Annotated in this window: 14 protein-coding genes; 11 read left to right on the forward strand and 3 right to left on the reverse strand. The window is 37.7% G+C overall.

Annotation, left to right across the window (positions count from 1 at the left end):
* Positions 1 to 213 precede the first annotated feature (213 nt).
* Positions 214 to 1,290 carry a hypothetical protein gene (locus tag HMPREF9455_RS00945; RefSeq protein ID WP_044215295.1) on the reverse strand — a complete coding sequence of 359 codons (1,077 nt, stop codon included), beginning with the start codon at positions 1,288 to 1,290 and terminating at the stop codon, positions 214 to 216.
* Between the two features lie 186 nt (positions 1,291 to 1,476).
* Here HMPREF9455_RS00945 and HMPREF9455_RS00950 point away from each other — a divergent pair, with 186 nt between their 5' ends.
* Positions 1,477 to 3,834, forward strand: coding sequence for an outer membrane beta-barrel family protein (locus tag HMPREF9455_RS00950; protein WP_006797685.1), 2,358 nt, complete (start codon positions 1,477 to 1,479; stop codon positions 3,832 to 3,834).
* A 75-nt stretch (positions 3,835 to 3,909) separates the two neighbouring features.
* Here the strand turns inward: HMPREF9455_RS00950 and HMPREF9455_RS00955 are convergent, their stop codons facing one another.
* Positions 3,910 to 4,587 carry a response regulator transcription factor gene (locus HMPREF9455_RS00955; RefSeq protein ID WP_006797686.1) on the reverse strand — a complete coding sequence of 226 codons (678 nt, stop codon included), beginning with the start codon at positions 4,585 to 4,587 and terminating at the stop codon, positions 3,910 to 3,912.
* Positions 4,584 to 5,963, reverse strand: a complete 1,380-nt coding sequence (locus HMPREF9455_RS00960; RefSeq protein ID WP_006797687.1) for a sensor histidine kinase — start codon at positions 5,961 to 5,963, stop codon at positions 4,584 to 4,586. The genes HMPREF9455_RS00955 and HMPREF9455_RS00960 overlap by 4 nt, the downstream gene beginning before the upstream one ends.
* 979 nt (positions 5,964 to 6,942) lie before the next feature.
* Here HMPREF9455_RS00960 and ileS point away from each other — a divergent pair.
* From ileS to HMPREF9455_RS01010, 10 genes are all read left to right on the forward strand, one after another.
* Entirely contained in the window at positions 6,943 to 10,356 is a 3,414-nt protein-coding gene (gene ileS / locus HMPREF9455_RS00965) for an isoleucine--tRNA ligase (protein ID WP_006797688.1), read from the forward strand.
* Positions 10,357 to 10,412: 56 nt separating this feature from the next.
* Positions 10,413 to 10,793 carry a TraR/DksA family transcriptional regulator gene (locus HMPREF9455_RS00970; RefSeq protein WP_006797689.1) on the forward strand — a complete coding sequence of 127 codons (381 nt, stop codon included), beginning with the start codon at positions 10,413 to 10,415 and terminating at the stop codon, positions 10,791 to 10,793.
* A gap of 96 nt (positions 10,794 to 10,889) precedes the next feature.
* Positions 10,890 to 11,516 carry a lipoprotein signal peptidase gene (locus HMPREF9455_RS00975; protein ID WP_044215296.1) on the forward strand — a complete coding sequence of 209 codons (627 nt, stop codon included), beginning with the start codon at positions 10,890 to 10,892 and terminating at the stop codon, positions 11,514 to 11,516.
* A gap of 2 nt (positions 11,517 to 11,518) precedes the next feature.
* Positions 11,519 to 12,511: a DUF4296 domain-containing protein gene (locus HMPREF9455_RS00980; RefSeq protein ID WP_006797691.1), complete on the forward strand. Its 993-nt coding sequence runs from the start codon at positions 11,519 to 11,521 to the stop codon at positions 12,509 to 12,511.
* Positions 12,508 to 12,804, forward strand: coding sequence for a hypothetical protein (locus HMPREF9455_RS00985; RefSeq protein WP_006797692.1), 297 nt, complete (start codon positions 12,508 to 12,510; stop codon positions 12,802 to 12,804). Before HMPREF9455_RS00980 ends, HMPREF9455_RS00985 begins: the two co-directional genes overlap by 4 nt.
* A gap of 87 nt (positions 12,805 to 12,891) precedes the next feature.
* Positions 12,892 to 14,076: a glycosyltransferase gene (locus HMPREF9455_RS00990; RefSeq protein ID WP_006797693.1), complete on the forward strand. Its 1,185-nt coding sequence runs from the start codon at positions 12,892 to 12,894 to the stop codon at positions 14,074 to 14,076.
* Positions 14,077 to 14,091: 15 nt separating this feature from the next.
* Complete coding sequence (locus tag HMPREF9455_RS00995) at positions 14,092 to 15,180, forward strand: glycosyltransferase family 4 protein (protein ID WP_006797694.1); 1,089 nt, start codon at positions 14,092 to 14,094, stop codon at positions 15,178 to 15,180.
* Between the two features lie 7 nt (positions 15,181 to 15,187).
* On the forward strand, positions 15,188 to 16,153 hold the full coding sequence (locus HMPREF9455_RS01000; RefSeq protein WP_006797695.1) for a glycosyltransferase family 2 protein: 966 nt from the start codon (positions 15,188 to 15,190) through the stop codon (positions 16,151 to 16,153).
* Positions 16,150 to 16,968, forward strand: coding sequence for a glycosyltransferase family 2 protein (locus tag HMPREF9455_RS01005; RefSeq protein ID WP_006797696.1), 819 nt, complete (start codon positions 16,150 to 16,152; stop codon positions 16,966 to 16,968). The genes HMPREF9455_RS01000 and HMPREF9455_RS01005 overlap by 4 nt, the downstream gene beginning before the upstream one ends.
* 88 nt (positions 16,969 to 17,056) lie before the next feature.
* Positions 17,057 to 17,500: helix-turn-helix domain-containing protein (locus HMPREF9455_RS01010; protein ID WP_006797697.1), on the forward strand; the 444-nt coding region annotated here is incomplete at its 3' end.

Raw genomic sequence — 17,500 nt, forward strand, 5'->3', positions numbered from 1 at the left:
TGATTTTGTTTTAAAAAGTAGAATAAAAAGTTTTGAACCCTGATAAAGGTCAGAATATTTAAGTTGTGAAGGCTTATTTTAACTAAAAGATAACAATCTCTAACTATTCCTGTTTTCTTATCCTGTAACAGCTATTCTCTATTTTTAGTATATAGATAATTCTTTTTAAGAAAAATGCTCCGGGAATAAATACCATAGAGCACTTCTTTTTAGTCAATTAAATATAAGCGGTTTAGCTTCGGCCGTAAAATCAGAGAATCCGGTTTCTTCAAGTTTATAGCCGGATAATATTTCTCTCACTATGGGGATGAAGGCTTCATAATCGTATATAATGAAATCAATATATGAAAAATGAAAACCTGTAGCACCTCCCAGACTATTGGCTAAACCATAAGGATTGGTAGCAGCAGTGATTTTATCTTCTATCTCACCTCTGAAATTAACAACATTTTCCCGGGGGATATTGATGTTCTCGAAGAAAAGGAAGCCGAAGACAACCCCGTTTTCTTTAGCTTCGTCAGATCGTTTGTTTTCTCCGTTGTAATAATCATTTAATAACGGAGTGCATGAGGTATAACCCGAGAATACATCTTCACGCAACTTCCAGTTTTCATTTTCGGTAGGCTCCATCCTGTAACCGCTATATATTTCACAAGGGTTATCGAATTTTGGCCAGCCATGATCTTTAATCGCTTTATCTATGAATGGTTTGAGATCAGATATTGTCGAAGATCTTTTATTTTGTTTTTCTTCCACAAAGTCAATATACCCGATGTACTCCATTGTGTACAATTCTCCAATAAATTGATCGAGGTAGATGAAGAACATTGAATAACGTTTGTTCTCATCCAATGCCATCAACTTGGGACTATACAATTCTATGTTTACCTTGCTTTTGTCATTATCCATTTCAGGGTAGATGATTATATCGTCTTCCCCAATTCTGATGTCGAACATATCTATTATTGCACCAGGTTTGCCATGAGCTGGTTTTGTTGAATAAAAGTTCCAATATTTCAGCAAATGCTGTGGTGCATATTGTAGCCAGTAATGCAACAGCATTAGCCGGGTACGATCTCCTTCAGGCGTTAAAATGAGTTCATACTTGCCTTCATTGTTTACTCCCATTTCGAAATAAACTTTATTAAAAGCAATTTGTAAAATACTATCCACAAAATTGAGAAGAGTCTCTCCCTCAACTTTATTATCCATCATTTCCCTAATTTGGTATTCTTCTTCTGAAAAGGATTTCCAGAATTTAGTTACCCTGTTTTTAAAAGAATCTTGCATATTTGTGTCTATATAATGTTCTGAACCAATGGTCAAAGATAGGGATTATAATTGAATGTTAAAATATTTGTTAATTTTTTTTATTTGTAATACAGATAACACTTGATAACACTAAATAGCATAAAGGAAGTATTGAGTATATACACTTGCGTTTACATTTGTATCATCAGAAGTTAAAATGAGAATATGAAACAATTATTGTGGGTTTTCCTGCTCTTTATCTCTCCATTGGGATTTTCTCAAAGCTATTCGTTAAGGGGGGGTGTGATGAATGAATCCAATCTGCCGGTGGAGGCTGTCGTTTGTGTTTTGCAAAAAGCAGACGATAGCCTTTTGTTAAAAACGGTGATTTCTAATACTCTTGGTGAATTTGAATTTAATGATATACCGGGAGGAAATTATATTTTAGTTTTACAACATATGGCCTATGAAAAAGAAAACCATTCTGTCTCAATAAATAACAGTGTCGAGCTAGCCCCTTTTGTTTTACTATCTTTAAGTAAGCTCCTGAATCAAGTGGTTGTTAGTGGAGAGCGTCCTGTGGTAAAAGCTGTAGATGGTAAACTGGTATATGATATACCTCAACTGGTAAAGGATAAAGCAGTATCGAATGCCTTTGAGACTTTGCAGAATGTACCCAGTGTAACCGGAGTAGGAGATGAGTTGCAATTGATTGGAAGTTCGGGATATACAATACTTATAAACGGGCAGCAGACGAGTATGAGTAAAGATCAAATCGTAAATTTACTGAAGTCTATTCCTGCATCGCGGGTGTCTGATATAGAAATAATGTATAGTGCTCCACCTCAGTATAATATAAGGGGAGCGGCTATAAATATAATACTGAAAGGCCAGACTGCCGGAACACCAACGATACAAGGTGAGGGAAATGCAGAATACAAACAGGCTTTTTATGCCGGATATGGATTAAGAGGAAATTTGTTGTATACAAAACCTTCGTTTAATGCTGATCTTACAGTCGGATTAGGGCAGTCGAAGGGTTGGGGGCTGAATGACATGTATGCAATGCATCACTTTGACGGTCATACTTATGATATTACACAACAAAACAGGTTTCAATCTGATAGGAAAGCTTTGAACCTGAGGTTGGGATTGGGGTATACATTTACCAATAAAGACAAATTTAGGCTTGTTTATACTACAGCTATAGATGATACGGATTCTAAGCCGGCGGCTAAAACAGTCTTTCTGAAAGATAAGAACCCTTTTTCTGATATTACTTCCCTGAGTAACAAGGATGGGAACAGCTACCTTCATAATATGAAAATAGAGTATAACTCACACAAAAACCTGAATATGGGAGTTGATTATACAATCTATCGGGACCCTGCAACTGAAAAGTATTCGGACTATTCCAACGGAGATGTTTTGCAGACAGTGTTTAAGACGAAGACCAACCAAAAGGTGGATAAAGTAGTTGCCTTTATCAATCATAGTATAAGTCTAAAGAATGAATGGAGACTGGATTACGGAGGAAATACCTCTTCGTCGAAGAATAACAATCTGTATGACTATTACCGGAACCCGGAAGGGCAGGCTGTAGATTCTATAAACAATAGTATGCAGAAAGAATATTCGGCATCTGTTTTTGCCGGATTCTCAAAGTCCTTCGGGGATAAACTTTCGGCTCAGGCTTCTTTGTCTGCAAACTATTTCAGGGCTACAATTGATATTATGGGAGAAAAGAAAACTCTTTGGAACGATTTTCAGCCCTTTGTCAATGTAAATTTGACCTATACATATAACCCTCGGCGGATTTTGCAGCTATCATTCTCTTCTGATATTAGCTACCCTCCCTATTGGGCATTAAGTAATGATGTGGTCAGGATAAATGCTTATTCGATGGTGCAAGGTAATCCTGAACTTAAGTTTTCTAGGAATTACAAGACTCAGCTCAACTTTATAATGAATCAGAAATATATGATAGGCGGGTATTACGAATATAAGCCCGACCGTTATATTCAGTTGCCATACCAATCGCGGGAAGCTCTTCAGAACGTTTTCCAAATGGTAAATTTGAATTATGAAAAGCAGTTCGGTGTATTCTTTGTCGTACCTCTAAAGATTGATAAAATTTGGGATACAAGAGCGACTGTCAATCTTATCAGACAGGAAGAAAAAGATGATGATTTTTACAATGTGCCATACACCCGGTCAAAGAACTCATTTGTGGTACAGTTGAGAAATACGATTAATATCTCATCTAAGCCTGATGTAAAACTGGATGTGTCGGGCTTTTATATGCACGGGGCATTGCAGGGCATATACGATATAGGGCGGATGTGGAACGTTGCTTCCGGTGCCAAATGGACATTCCTTGATAGTAGGGCCGAATTAATGTTCCGTGTAGAAGATGTATTCAAAAGCGGTAAGCAGACTACAAAGATCGATTATATGAATCAATACAGTACGATGAATATAAAGCCCAATGCCCCGGTTTTTAAGCTATCCTTTACTTATCGTTTTGGAAATTACAAGAAACCGAAGGTAGAGGATCTAGATACTTCCCGGTTTGGACGATAACAACTCTATTCAATATATTACACACTACATTTCCCGGCTCTCTGATGAGGATTCCTCGGAGAGTCTTTGTTTTGCCTAAAAGATCATTTTATATCCTATTCCCCTGATGTTAATAATCTGAATGTGGGCATCTAACGATAATTTCTTTCGCAGCTTCACGATGAATACATGCAGACTGCGTGTATTGAAAAAACTGTCATCGCCCCACAATTCCAGTAATACGGCTTTATTTTCCACTATATTGTTCTGATTTGCACATAAGCGTTCCAGTATGGATGCTTCACGATGCGATAATACTTCTACCTTTTGCGGATGGAAAAGCCTTTGCTGTACAGGGTCGAATGTATATTCTCCAATCTGGTATATCTTTTCTTTTCGCACTTCGTTTTGTACACGGTTGAGTAAGGATTTTATGCGAACAATCAGTTCCTCCATGCCGAATGGCTTTTTCAGATAATCGTTGCCGCCAATTTCAAAACCCTGTACTACATCGTCTGTTTTCGATTTGGCACTAAGAAACAGGATCGGAATATGCTTGTCGGTCTGACGAATCAGTTGAGTCATACTGAACCCATCTAATTTTGGCATCATTATATCGGCTACAATAATATCGGGATGTAATTTATGAAACATTTCCAGCCCTTCATTTCCGTTTGCCGCGCAATCGACCGTAAACTCCCTTTTTTCGAGAGCATCTTTTATAATCATGGCCAGAGCCGGTTCATCTTCGACTAGCAATACCTTTATCTTCATATGATCGTAATTTTAAAACAGGTACCTTTCCCTTCCTCACTTTCTACGCTTATCTCCCAGCAATGCTTTTCCACAATCGTTTTCACATAGGACAAGCCCAGTCCATATCCTTTCACATTATGTATGTTTCCGGTAGAAACCCGGTAGAACTTGTCGAAAATCTTATCTAAAGCATTACCGGGAATTCCGATCCCGTTATCAGTAACCGAAATGATTGTTTTATTATCTTTCCTGTACGCGGATAATCTTATATGTACACTTTTATCCGAGTATTTGATGGCATTTTCTATCAGGTTACTTATAATGTTGCCAAAGTGCAGCCTGTCTGCTACTATGATAAGATATTCGGGGTTTACATCAATGTCGATAAAAACCGGCTTTGTGTTATTGAGGTAGAATTTATTCTTTTGATTTTCAAATTCTTCAGTCAGGGAGATATTCTCAGTCGATAATTTCAGGTTTTTCCTTTCTTCGACCGACATGGTAAGAATTTGTTCCACAAGACTATTCAGGTACATCAATTGCTCCCGGGATATTGTCAGGTATTCGTCCCGTTTTTTTGGGTCATCCGCCATCCCGAAGTTTTGCAATGAGTCTACAGCCGCATAAGTTATCGCTATAGGTGTTTTAAGCTCATGTGTCATATTATTAATAAAGTCACTCTTTATTTCGTCTATTGTTTTTTGCCTCAGTATTATTTTCAATAAATAAATGTAAGACACAATTAATAAAGCAATCATTAGTATGGATACACAGATCAGTCCGATCATATCTCTGAATATATACCATTGAGGCTCTTTCATATATACGATATATGCTTCCTTGTTATCATCGCTGAATGTAAATACATATTTCTTATACTTACTCTTATCTATATCTTTTGCATATGGCGATAGGGTGCTGTCATTTATATTAGTAGTATATTCAAGATAATAAGGTATATGGATTTCCAACTGATTGAGTTCTGTTCGTAGAAGGCTGTCGTATCTGGCTATATCTATGGATTTTAAGGAGTCTATAGTTAAATGAAATCCTTGCTGGATAGATACATTCATTTTTTTTGCATCGCTCCATATTACGGTTCCGTCTTTTTTGCTGCTGTTAATTCTGACTACTACATCTGGCATTTTTTCCTGTTTTCTGGCCATAATCCCATTCAGATTTTGTCTGGGTATAGAGTCCCCGTCGTTTTGCAGGTCGTTGATCCTTATAGCTATTTCTTTAAAGTCCGCATTGTTCATTGCATTCTTTATGGCCGCTTCCATTTTCCTGTATTGTTCGTTATGAAAATTAACAAGCCAGTATACCTGATATCCGCAAACCAATATGAGCAGGCCCAGGATGACGATAGCTGTGAATTTGAACCGGAATTTCATGTTATGGAATAATTCTTTTATAACAAAAATAGTGAATCAACGGCTAACATAAAATAGCGATAACACTATATAACATTGCATGGACGTTTCAGGCATTGTTAAAAGTTGACAAACCTGACACTTTTACACAATTTTTTATTGTCACTTTTTCTTCTAAAAACTCCGTGCTACTCCTTCTACTCCGTGGTTAAAAATAAAAAAGTAACAAAGGTTACACATATTTCAGCTATTAGCTGACAGCCGTTAGTTTTGGTTATCGCACAAGTGACTTTACAGTAAACAGAAATACGGTTTTTGTCTCCGTCTATTTACGCTTCGCTACAATTCAACTTAGTACTTAAAACTCATAATTCATCAACTTATTCATATTTATTAACTGTATTTGGTTAAAATCTGACACATCTGACAGTTTTTTCATTGTTTTTACCTTGATAATTTTGCATTCGTTAACTATGTGTGGTTGAAAAGTAACAGAAGTAACGGATTTTATGGCTTTTGTAGGGGCGAATAAACATTCGCCCACAATGACTAACGGGCGAAAGATGTTTCGCCCCTACGGTTTTCCCAAAAGGTAACAAAGGTAACAGAAATATCAGTCAACAGTTATCAGTTAACAACTTGTATCTCGTGTCTTGTCTACTCGTATCTCATATAACTTTCAACTTATTACTCAATACTTACTACTTTCAAAAGGTAACAAAGGTAACACATGTTTCAGTAAATAATAAATAGTATTTTCACGTTCGTGCGAAGATGCAGATGCTAACCCATAACTTATACTCATCACTTACTTATCCCAATCTTTCAAAGAACTATAAGCTAACAGCAAAAGGTTACCGGCTATCCATATAGATAAACTTTCTGCATAAAAACATATATTTCGTGTGGGTGCTTTAGTTACACATAATTTATAATTTATAACTCATAACTTTTTATTATCTTTGCCCTCAATTTTTTTAATGCATGTTTTATACACACTATGAGTAAGCAGTTTTCAGAATACAATCGGTTTAACTTGTCTGATATCAATAAAGAGATATTAGAAAAGTGGGATAAGGAGAACATATTCCAACAAAGTCTGGATGTACGCACTGGAGCCCCATCGTTTGTTTTTTACGAAGGACCTCCATCGGCAAACGGAATGCCCGGTATTCACCATGTAATGGCACGTGCAGTAAAAGATATCTTCTGCAGGTATAAGACAATGAAAGGTTTTCTGGTCAACCGCAAGGCCGGATGGGATACTCATGGACTACCGGTGGAACTTTCTGTTGAGAAAAAATTAGGTATAACCAAAGAAGATATCGGTAAAAAAATATCGGTAGAAGAATATAACAACGCTTGCCGCAAGGAAGTGATGAAATATACCGGAGAATGGGAAAACCTGACCCGCATCATGGGGTACTGGGTAGACATGAACGATCCTTATGTAACATACGACAGCCGTTATATAGAAACGCTTTGGTACTTGCTGAACGAATTATATAAGAAAGGATACCTTTATAAAGGATATACTATACAGCCTTATTCTCCTGCCGCAGGTACAGGACTCAGCACACACGAATTGAACCAGCCCGGAGCATATCGTGATGTAAAAGATACCACTTGTGTAGCACAGTTTAAGATCAAATCGCCTAAAGCAGAGATGTCTCAGTTTGGCGATGCTTATTTCCTTGCATGGACCACTACTCCGTGGACATTGCCTTCGAATACAGCTTTGGCTGTAGGAGCGGATATCACATATGTTGCCGTTCAGAGCTACAACCCGTATACAGGAAATAAAATGACTGCTGTACTTGCAAAATGGCTTATGTTCAGCATGTTCAATGAAAAGGCAAAAGATGTAGCACTGGAAGATTATAAGCAGGGAGATAAACTGATACCGTATAAAGTAGTAGGAGAGTGGAAAGGTTCTGATCTTGTGGGTATGGAGTATGAGCAACTGATACCGTGGATGAACCCGGGTGAGGGTGCATTCCGTGTACTGGGAGGAGACTTCGTAACTACCGATGATGGTACGGGTATCGTGCATATAGCGCCTACTTTTGGAGCGGACGACGCCAAGGTTGCCAAAGAAAATGGAGTGCCGGCTTTGTTGCTTTTGGATAAAGATGGTAATCAACGTCCGATGGTAGACCTTACCGGTAAATACTTCCGCCTCGAAGACATCGATCCGGAATATTTGAAAACAAATGTAAATGTAGATTTATATAAGGAATACGCAGGCCGTTATGTGAAAAATGAATATGACGATACATTGCCTGCCGATGCCAATACACTCGATATAGACCTTAGCGTAATGCTCAAGTTGGCTAATCAGGCCTTTAAGATAGAGCGTCAGGTGCATAATTATCCGCACTGCTGGCGTACGGACAAACCTGTGTTGTACTATCCACTCGATAGCTGGTTTATATGCACAACAGCCAGTCGCGAACGCTTAATGGAGCTGAACGAAACTATCAACTGGAAGCCTCAGTCTACAGGTACAGGCCGTTTTGGTAAATGGCTGGAGAATCTTCAGGACTGGAACCTCAGCCGTAGCCGCTATTGGGGTACACCATTGCCTATATGGAGGACAGAGGACGGCAAAGAGGAAAAATGTATAGGTTCCATAAAGGAACTCTATGCAGAAATGCAAAAGGCTGTCAACGCAGGATTTATGAAAGAAATACCTTGGAAGGGTTTTGAAATAGGAAATCTGGATAAGGCTAACTATGAGAAAATAGACCTGCACCGCCCATATGTGGATAATATAGTATTGATCTCGGAGTCGGGCAAACCGATGAAACGTGAGGCTGACCTTATAGACGTATGGTTCGATTCAGGTGCTATGCCGTTTGCACAGGTGTTTTATCCGAATATAAGCGAAGAGGAGTTCTCGAAAGTTTATCCTGCCGACTTTATAGCAGAAGGAGTTGACCAGACCCGTGGATGGTTCTTCACACTGCATGCCATATCTACGATGGTGAAGGATAGTATATCTTTCAAGAATGTCGTATCCAATGGCCTTGTACTGGATAAGAACGGCAATAAAATGTCTAAAAGCCGTGGAAACGGAGTTGATCCATTCTCTACGATCGAAAAATATGGCTCTGACCCGCTGCGCTGGTATATGATCACCAACGCTTCGCCTTGGGATAACCTGAAATTCGATATTGAAGGCGTAGAAGAGGTTCGCCGAAAATTTTTCGGAACATTATACAATACTTATTCGTTCTTTGCATTATATGCCAACGTAGATGGTTTCACTTTTAGCGAAAAGTTGATACCTGTAAGCGAAAGACCGGAAATAGACCGCTGGATAATATCTCTGCTGAATACACTTGTAAAAGATGTGGATGAGTATTACGAAACATATGAGCCTACAAAGGCCGGACGAGCGATCTCTGATTTTGTGAACGACAATCTGAGTAACTGGTATGTCCGTCTGAACAGAAAACGTTTCTGGGGTGGAGAAATGACAAAAGATAAATTGTCTGCTTATCAGACATTATATACATGTCTTGAAACAGTTGCAAAACTGATGGCTCCTATCTCTCCGTTTTACTCCGATAAGTTGTTCTATGATCTGGTTTCAGTGACAGAAAAAGAAAAAGCACCATCGGTACATCTGTCTGATTATCCGGCTTATGATGCTTCTGTTGTGGATAAAACGCTGGAAGAACGTATGCAGATTGCACAGGATATATCATCGGCAGTCTTGGCGCTTCGCCGCAAAGAGAGTGTGAAAGTACGCCAGCCGCTTATGCAGATAATGATACCTATCCTCAACGATAAGCAGGAACAGGATATAGAAGCCGTACGCGACCTGATATTGAATGAGGTGAATGTGAAAGAGCTTAAATATGTCGGTGGTTCGGAAGGTATCTTTGTGAAGAAAGTAAAACCGGATTTCAAGAAGCTGGGACCTCGTTATGGTAAGATAATGAAGCAACTGGCTGTTGAAGTGCAGAATATGCCGCAAGATGCAATTGCCGCCTTCGAAAAAGACGGTAGCTATACTTTCGATGTGGAAGGACAGGCAGCTACAATAGAACTGGCTGATGCAGAAATAATATCGGAAGATATACCCGGCTGGTTGGTCGCTAATGCAGGCAAGCTGACAGTAGCATTGGATGTAACCATAACCGAAGATTTGCGAAAGGAAGGTATTGCCCGCGAATTGGTGAACCGTATACAAAATATCCGTAAATCGAGCGGTTTTGATATAACAGACCGGATAAATATAAAAATATCTGATCAGGAGCAGATAAGAAGTACAGTATCAGAATATAAGACATATATAGCATCACAGGTGCTAGCGGATAATATAGAGCTTGGAAATGTAGAAAACGGTCAGGAAATAGACATGGATGATTATATTTTGCAGGTGTCTGTAGATAAAGTCAGATAAAAGGATTATCTTTAATAAAATTAAAACAGGATGTTTAACTTTTAAAACGTAAAGTTATGGCAGAAAAAACAAGATACACAGACGAGGAATTGAACGAATTCCGTGATATTATCCTCGAAAAGCTAAATAAGGCTAAGAAAGAATACGAAGAATTGAGAGCGGCTATAACAAATGCCGATGGCAATGATGTTACCGATACTTCCCCTACATTTAAAGTATTGGAAGAAGGAGCGTCAACTCTATCGAAAGAAGAAGCCGGCCGTTTGGCTCAACGCCAGATGAAGTTTATACAAAACCTCCAATCGGCACTTATCCGTATCGAAAATAAGACATACGGTATTTGTCGGGAAACAGGTAAGTTGATACCAAAAGAACGTTTACGTGCTGTTCCTCACGCTACTTTAAGCATCGAGGCTAAGAATAGCGGAGTAAAATAATAAGGAAGAAACAGTAGATGAAAAGGAAGAAAAAATAGATGTAATGATATTTCTGTTTTTTCTTCGTTTTCTTTACGGAACTAGTATATCAATTGTATGGATAATAAAAATCGGGGGCTGATCGCAATATTAGTTATTGCATTAATTATAATTATAGACCAGGCATCCAAAATCTGGGTAAAAACTCATATGTCTCTTTACGAGTCTATTGAGATTACCAATTGGTTCAAGATTTATTTTGTGGAAAATCCCGGTATGGCTTTTGGCTGGAAACTGGGAGGTAAATTGTTCCTCTCGTTATTCCGTATTGTGGCCATTTTCTTTATAGGCTATTATCTATACAGATTAGTAAAACAGGGTTATAAGAGCGGTTACATAGCATGTATTGCGCTTATCCTGGCAGGAGCATTCGGTAATATTATCGACAGTGTATTCTATGGGGAGATATTTTCCGCCAGTTATCAGGGGCATGTAGCATCGTTCGTTTCGTTGGGAGAAGGCTATTCGAGCTGGCTTCACGGCAATGTCGTGGATATGCTTTACTTCCCGCTTATAGATGGAACATTCCCGTCATGGTTCCCCGTATGGGGTGGTGAGGATTTTATCTTTTTCAGCCCTATATTTAATATTGCAGATTCAGCTATTACGGTCGGTATTTTTATACTTCTTATTTTCTATCGCAAGACATTATCGGTATCTTTGGAGAAAAAAGATAAAGCCTGATTATGCAACAACGTACAGTCATTTATTTCATTCTGGCTATAGTGGTACTTCTCAGCTCGTGCGGGAGGAGGCCTCGTTATGTCATGCATGAGGATAAAATGACAGATGTTCTTTATGATATACAACTGGCTCAGGCCATATATCGGAGCGGTTCGGATTTCAGCAATGATGAGAAGAAAGATGCTTTATTGAACGGAATACTTCAAAAGTATAATATTACACAGGCAGAGCTCGATTCCTCTTTGCTATGGTATTCGGATAATATAGAAATATATAATACGATTAACGACTCAGTTGTTTCGCGTTTGAGGGCGGCAAGCAATGTAATGACATCGGCCCGGTCGAATGCGTTGGGTCGTAGTTATTCTAACTATCTTGTACCTCCTCTTTCTTATCTGAATGAGCAAACGCCTACAATGTCATTCGATATAGATTCGAATAAGATAAAAACAATTGATTTGCCTAAGTTTTCTTTAAGATTTGATGTGCAGGGTGTGAGTTCATTGCAAAGTGCAGAAGCAGCCGTCTTCTTTACATATAAAGATACGTTGGTGAAAACAATCATACCTATAGCAGAGAACAGACGTTATATATTTGCTAAACCGCAATTGGCTGATAGCCTGTTGAAAAATATATCCGGTTATGTACATGTGAAGAATAAGATAAAAGGTATATCGTCGGATGTTATATTATACAACATTTCATATATAGATTCAATCGCTGATATTAAGCCTGCATCGGAAGAAACATCGAATACCGCTCCTTTAGCCCAGCCTGTGGATAAGCCGGAAATCACTACGGCTACAGATACTCAAATAAAACCTGACCTATCGAATGATAAAATGGTGACACCGCCGCCTGTAACCAATTCTCGGAATAATGACAGGAAAATAGATAATTTACCTGTTGTATCGAGAGATAAGGTGAACCGAACTCCGTCAGTAAATAGAGGAAGAGATCTCAACTCTTCGAAAAAAGAAGAGAGAATTAAATGAAACGTTATTTTTCCCACTACACATTCATCTATCCGGATATTTATCTTCGAAATCATATTGTAGAGGTCAGTGACGATATGAAGCAGATCAGCTTTTTTCCTTTCGACAGGGAAATAGAAAGAACTGAATTTTACTCAGGATTACTCATTTTTATTCCGGAAAATACCTCTTATAGAACAGATAGCATTATCTCAGACGCAAAATCTGTTATAATAACTGCTGCAAACTATTCGGGCAAAACTAATACCCATTCGGATGCACCCTATAACTTATACCACGAAGAAGATGTGTGATGGTTTTTAGGAGAGACTGAGTCTTACATGACCGGGAAAATATTCGTATTATTTACTACCTTTACAGTTCAATTCAAATAACATTTAATGAAAAGGATTTTATACTTCATGCCTATTCTGTCATTGGAACAGAATGCCGGAAACATGACACGGATTTTATCTATGCTAAAATACTTCAAGCACCGTGGTATGAAAGTCGATTATTGCGGTTTGAAAGGATTTGTTCCGTGGGAAGATCCCGATGACAAGAAAATAATGCAGAAAGGCTTGGTTGAACGAGTTTTTATATTAAATAGAAAGCCATTACGCAAGCATTTTGTGCGTAGAATTTTGTATAAAATACCTAATTATTTAGCCAATAAGTTTCATGGAATAGATAATGTTGCATTGAGAAATTTTTCTTCACATTACTTGTGTAAACAGTTCAACAAAATATTGAAAGAGAATAAGTATGATTATATATTGATAAATTATTCGTGGTGGGCGGAATTTATCAGGCAGAAGGATCTATTGAAAGGTGCATATACTATCGTAGATACCCATGATTTGGTGGCAATGCAGGAATATAACATACAGAAAAAAAGGCTTGGCCGTATTTTTGAAGAAGAAATGAAACGGTTGAATAGGTTCGATGAGGTTTGGTCCGTGTCCGTAGATGAATTATATGTATATAATCATCTTCTGAACAATAAAGTCCGACTAGTACCCAACATGCCCTTATCTAATATCGATACATTTGATCTAACTAAGGGAATGGAAAAGAATAATGATATTATCTATGTAGCCAGCGATAACGATTGGAATAAGATGTCGGTTAAATGGTTTTTGTCTGAAGTATATCCCCTATTGCCCAAAAGTTTGAAAATATCTATAATAGGTAAAATAAACGATCTTATACCCGAAAACTATCCGAATATAACCAAAATACCATTTGTAGAGAATCTGGCCGAGGCTTATGCCAATTCGAAAATCGCTATCTGTCCCATGCTTGGAGGTACAGGCATAAAGCTAAAAGTAATAGAAGCCATGTCATTTGCCTTGCCCGTCGTATGTACTTTGAGGGGAATAGACGGTTTACCAAACAAGATAAACAATGGGTGCCTGGTGAGTGATGATGCAAATCAGTTTGCATCGAACATAGTTGAGTTATTAGAAAATCACGAATTGTACGATAAAATGAGCGAACAGGGATACGATTTATATAAGGCTTATTTCAATCCCGAAGTTCGTTATAAACAATTGGATGAAATATTCGGGATAAATATTAACTAATTGAAAAAGTAGTATATGAAACTTCGGATTAACATTGTTATTCCTTATTTTGGATCGCGTGCGGGTGGTGGCTTGAAAGTGATGTATGAATATGCTAAACGACTATCTGTCCGTGGACATGATATTGTTATATATAATAGTATAAAAACAAACTATGGGAAAGACTATGATAAATCAAGATTTTCATTAAAATATAAGTGTTTTGTAAAAAGTCTGAAAGGCCGGGAGCGTCCCAGATGGTTCGATTTGCCGGATAATATAGAATGTAAGATGATCCCTTATGTCTCTGATGATTATATCCGTGATGCAGATATTTGTATTTCTACTTGGTGGGCAACAGCGCATCATATATCTGAATTGAATCAGTCTAAAGGAGTTAAATTTAATTTTATTCAGGGATATGAAACAATAATGACTTCCGAACCAGAAGATTTTGTTCATGATTCATACAAATTGCCGTTGATTCAAATTGTTATTTCACCATATTTGTTTGATATTGTCTCTCCTTATGCCAAATATCAGGTTGAGATCATTCCTAACGCCTTAGACCTGAGTATCTACGAATTAACCGATTCTATTGAAAACAGGAATAGTAAAACTATTATAATGAGATATCTAAGCCTGAAGTATAAGGCGTGCCAATATGGGGTGGCTGCATTCGTAGAGCTGAATAAAAAGTATCCGGATTTGAAAGTTATCATGTTCAGCTCTGAAAAGAAGCCGGAGTATATCCCCGATTGGGTGACATATTATTATGATAGAAAAGATATTATCCCTTTATATAATGAAGCTGCCATATATGTAGCGACAAGTATAACCGAAGGATGGCATTTGCCTCCTATGGAGGCAATGGCATGTGGCTGCGCATGCGTATGTACTGATATTCCGGCTCATCTTACATATATGGTTGACGGTGAAAATGCATTGTTGGTAAAACCCGAAGATGTAGATGCCCTTGTGGATAAAATAAGCTATTTGATAGATAATCCAAAGGAGAGAATTCAATTGGCAAAGCGAGCATACCAATCGATTAAAAAATATGATTGGGAGTGTTCTGTAGATCAAATGGAAGCCCTTTTTATAAATACGATGAACCTCAAATAAAATATTAATGGAGGGTGGTAAACCTATAGTCAGCGTCATCATTCCGGGATATAATCATGGAAAATATATCCGGCAACGGATAGAAAGTGTCCTGAATCAGACTTACCGGGATTTTGAACTGATTATACTCGATGATTGTTCTACCGACAATAGTCGTAGTATCATTGATGAGTATATAGCTAACGATAAGGTATCTCAGACTGTATATAATAAGATAAACACAGGCTCTACCTTTGCTCAATGGCAGAAAGGTTTCTCTTTGGCTCGTGGGAAATATATCTGGATAGCGGAAAGTGATGATTATTCCGAACTTACCTTTTTGGAGAAGATGGTTCCTTTATTGGAGTCTAACTCTGATTGTAATGTTGCTTTTTGTTGCTCCTATGCAGTGGATGAGAACGGCAATATATTATCTGACGATTGGGACAGGAATAAAGAAGAAAGATATACTGTAAATAAATTTGAAGGAAGAGCCTTCGTTGAAGGGCGGATGCTATTTAATAACAGTATTTACAATGCCAGTATGACACTTTTCAGAAAGTCTGTCTTGGATAAGATTGGAAATCAGTATGCAGAGTACAGGTATTGTGGCGACTGGTTTTTCTGGAATCGTGTATGTCTTCAAGGTGAAGTAATCAGGTACTGTGATAAACTTAATTATTTCAGACAACACTCTAATAAGGCCACACCGAGAGCCAAATCGGAGGGATTGATTTTTACTGAAGGCAAATATATTGTTGAAGATCTCTCACATAATTTACACCTAAGCCCTCTGCAAAGTTCTATCATCAAAGGGCGGTTTTTAAAACGCATTATCGCATCGAAGGACTTTAAAACAGTAGAAGTAAAAAAAGCAGTGTTGAAAGAAGTTGAAAACTATCTCAATTGTGGAAGATTTTCTATTTTTCTTTACGGACTGGATAAGTTATTAAATTTTTCGTCATTGAATATAAGAAGAAACAGGTATCTATGAAGAATAATAAACCAAAAGTATCTCTTATAATTGCAACATATAATTGGCCTGATGCTTTAGATCTGTGTTTGTCCAGTATTGCTTCGCAGACCATTTTACCGGATGAAGTAGTAATTGCTGATGATGGTTCTAAAGAAGATACAGCAACTTATATACAAGTGAAAAGGAATAATTTCCCTTGTCCTGTTGTTCATGTCTGGCACGAAGATATCGGTTTCAGGCTTACTGTTATACGGAATAAGGCAATTGTAAAAGCAACAGGAGATTATATTATTCAGATTGATGGCGATGTGATATTGAATAAGCATTTTATCGAAGATCACCTGACAATGGCACAGGAAAGATGCTTTGCCACAGGTAGCCGCATTATGATGACGCGGGAATTAAGTATGGATTTGTTGCACGGGAAATCTGTTGCGATCAGTCCTTTTACCAAAGGTCTGAGAAATAGACTAAATGCCTGCCGGTCTTCCCTATTGGCAAACTATTTCCGTTTCAGATATAAAAAAGACAGTCCTCATTATATGAAAGGATGTAATATGGCATTCTGGAAGAAAGATCTACTGGCTGTGAATGGTTATAATGAAGATATGACAGGATGGGGGTATGAAGATAATGAAATCGCTGCCCGGCTTATAAATTCCGGAATAAGGAAACAGTACCTCAAATTTTACGGAATTGTTTATCATATCTATCATCCTCTTAGCAGTCATGACCGGGAAACGATAAACGCCGATATTTTCAGGGATGCTGTGAAAGAAGGAAGTACTTATTGTAAAAACGGATTGGACAAGTATATTTTAATTAAGAATTAAGAATGAATAATTAATAATTAAGTGAAATAGTCACGATTTAATCTGACAGTTACTAATAAAAACAGTAACATTATAAAAAGATTAAATTATGACTACATCGCAGAAAATCATTAAGAACAAATTAGGAGTTTTAGGATTAGCCCAACAATTAGGTAATGTTTCAAAAGCCTGTAAGATTATGGGCTATAGCCGGGATAGTTTCTATCGTTTTAAGGAGCTATATGAGCAAGGTGGAGAGTTAGCTTTACAGGAAATATCTCGGCGTAAACCTATTCTTAAAAATCGTATTGATACAGCTATTGAAGACCAGGTAGTAGCCTTAGCTATTGATAACCCTGCTTTAGGTCAAGTAAGAGTTAGCAATGAGTTAAAGAAAAAGGGATTCTCTGTATCAGCAGGTGGAGTTCGTAGTATTTGGCTCAGGCATAACTTACAAACGTTCCAACTACGTTTAAAAGCATTAGAGGCTAAAGTCGCCCAGGAAGGTTATATTCTGACAGAATCTCAGCTTATAGCCTTAGAAAAAGCTAAA

The sequence above is a fragment of the Dysgonomonas gadei ATCC BAA-286 genome (assembly GCF_000213555.1).
Taxonomy (GTDB): domain Bacteria; phylum Bacteroidota; class Bacteroidia; order Bacteroidales; family Dysgonomonadaceae; genus Dysgonomonas; species Dysgonomonas gadei.

Excerpts from the sequence above, each read along its gene's own strand:
- HMPREF9455_RS00945 (WP_044215295.1), bottom strand. The coding sequence starts at position 1,290 with ATGCAAGATTCTTTTAAAAACAGGGTAACTAAATTCTGGAAATCCTTT.
- HMPREF9455_RS00980 (WP_006797691.1), top strand. The coding sequence starts at position 11,519 with ATGCAACAACGTACAGTCATTTATTTCATTCTGGCTATAGTGGTACTT.
- HMPREF9455_RS00960 (WP_006797687.1), bottom strand. The coding sequence starts at position 5,963 with ATGAAATTCCGGTTCAAATTCACAGCTATCGTCATCCTGGGCCTGCTC.
- HMPREF9455_RS01005 (WP_006797696.1), top strand. The coding sequence starts at position 16,150 with ATGAAGAATAATAAACCAAAAGTATCTCTTATAATTGCAACATATAAT.
- HMPREF9455_RS01000 (WP_006797695.1), top strand. The coding sequence starts at position 15,188 with ATGGAGGGTGGTAAACCTATAGTCAGCGTCATCATTCCGGGATATAAT.
- HMPREF9455_RS00995 (WP_006797694.1), top strand. The coding sequence starts at position 14,092 with ATGAAACTTCGGATTAACATTGTTATTCCTTATTTTGGATCGCGTGCG.
- HMPREF9455_RS00975 (WP_044215296.1), top strand. The coding sequence starts at position 10,890 with ATGGATAATAAAAATCGGGGGCTGATCGCAATATTAGTTATTGCATTA.
- HMPREF9455_RS00955 (WP_006797686.1), bottom strand. The coding sequence starts at position 4,587 with ATGAAGATAAAGGTATTGCTAGTCGAAGATGAACCGGCTCTGGCCATG.
- ileS (WP_006797688.1), top strand. The coding sequence starts at position 6,943 with ATGAGTAAGCAGTTTTCAGAATACAATCGGTTTAACTTGTCTGATATC.
- HMPREF9455_RS00950 (WP_006797685.1), top strand. The coding sequence starts at position 1,477 with ATGAAACAATTATTGTGGGTTTTCCTGCTCTTTATCTCTCCATTGGGA.
- HMPREF9455_RS00970 (WP_006797689.1), top strand. The coding sequence starts at position 10,413 with ATGGCAGAAAAAACAAGATACACAGACGAGGAATTGAACGAATTCCGT.
- HMPREF9455_RS00985 (WP_006797692.1), top strand. The coding sequence starts at position 12,508 with ATGAAACGTTATTTTTCCCACTACACATTCATCTATCCGGATATTTAT.
- HMPREF9455_RS00990 (WP_006797693.1), top strand. The coding sequence starts at position 12,892 with ATGAAAAGGATTTTATACTTCATGCCTATTCTGTCATTGGAACAGAAT.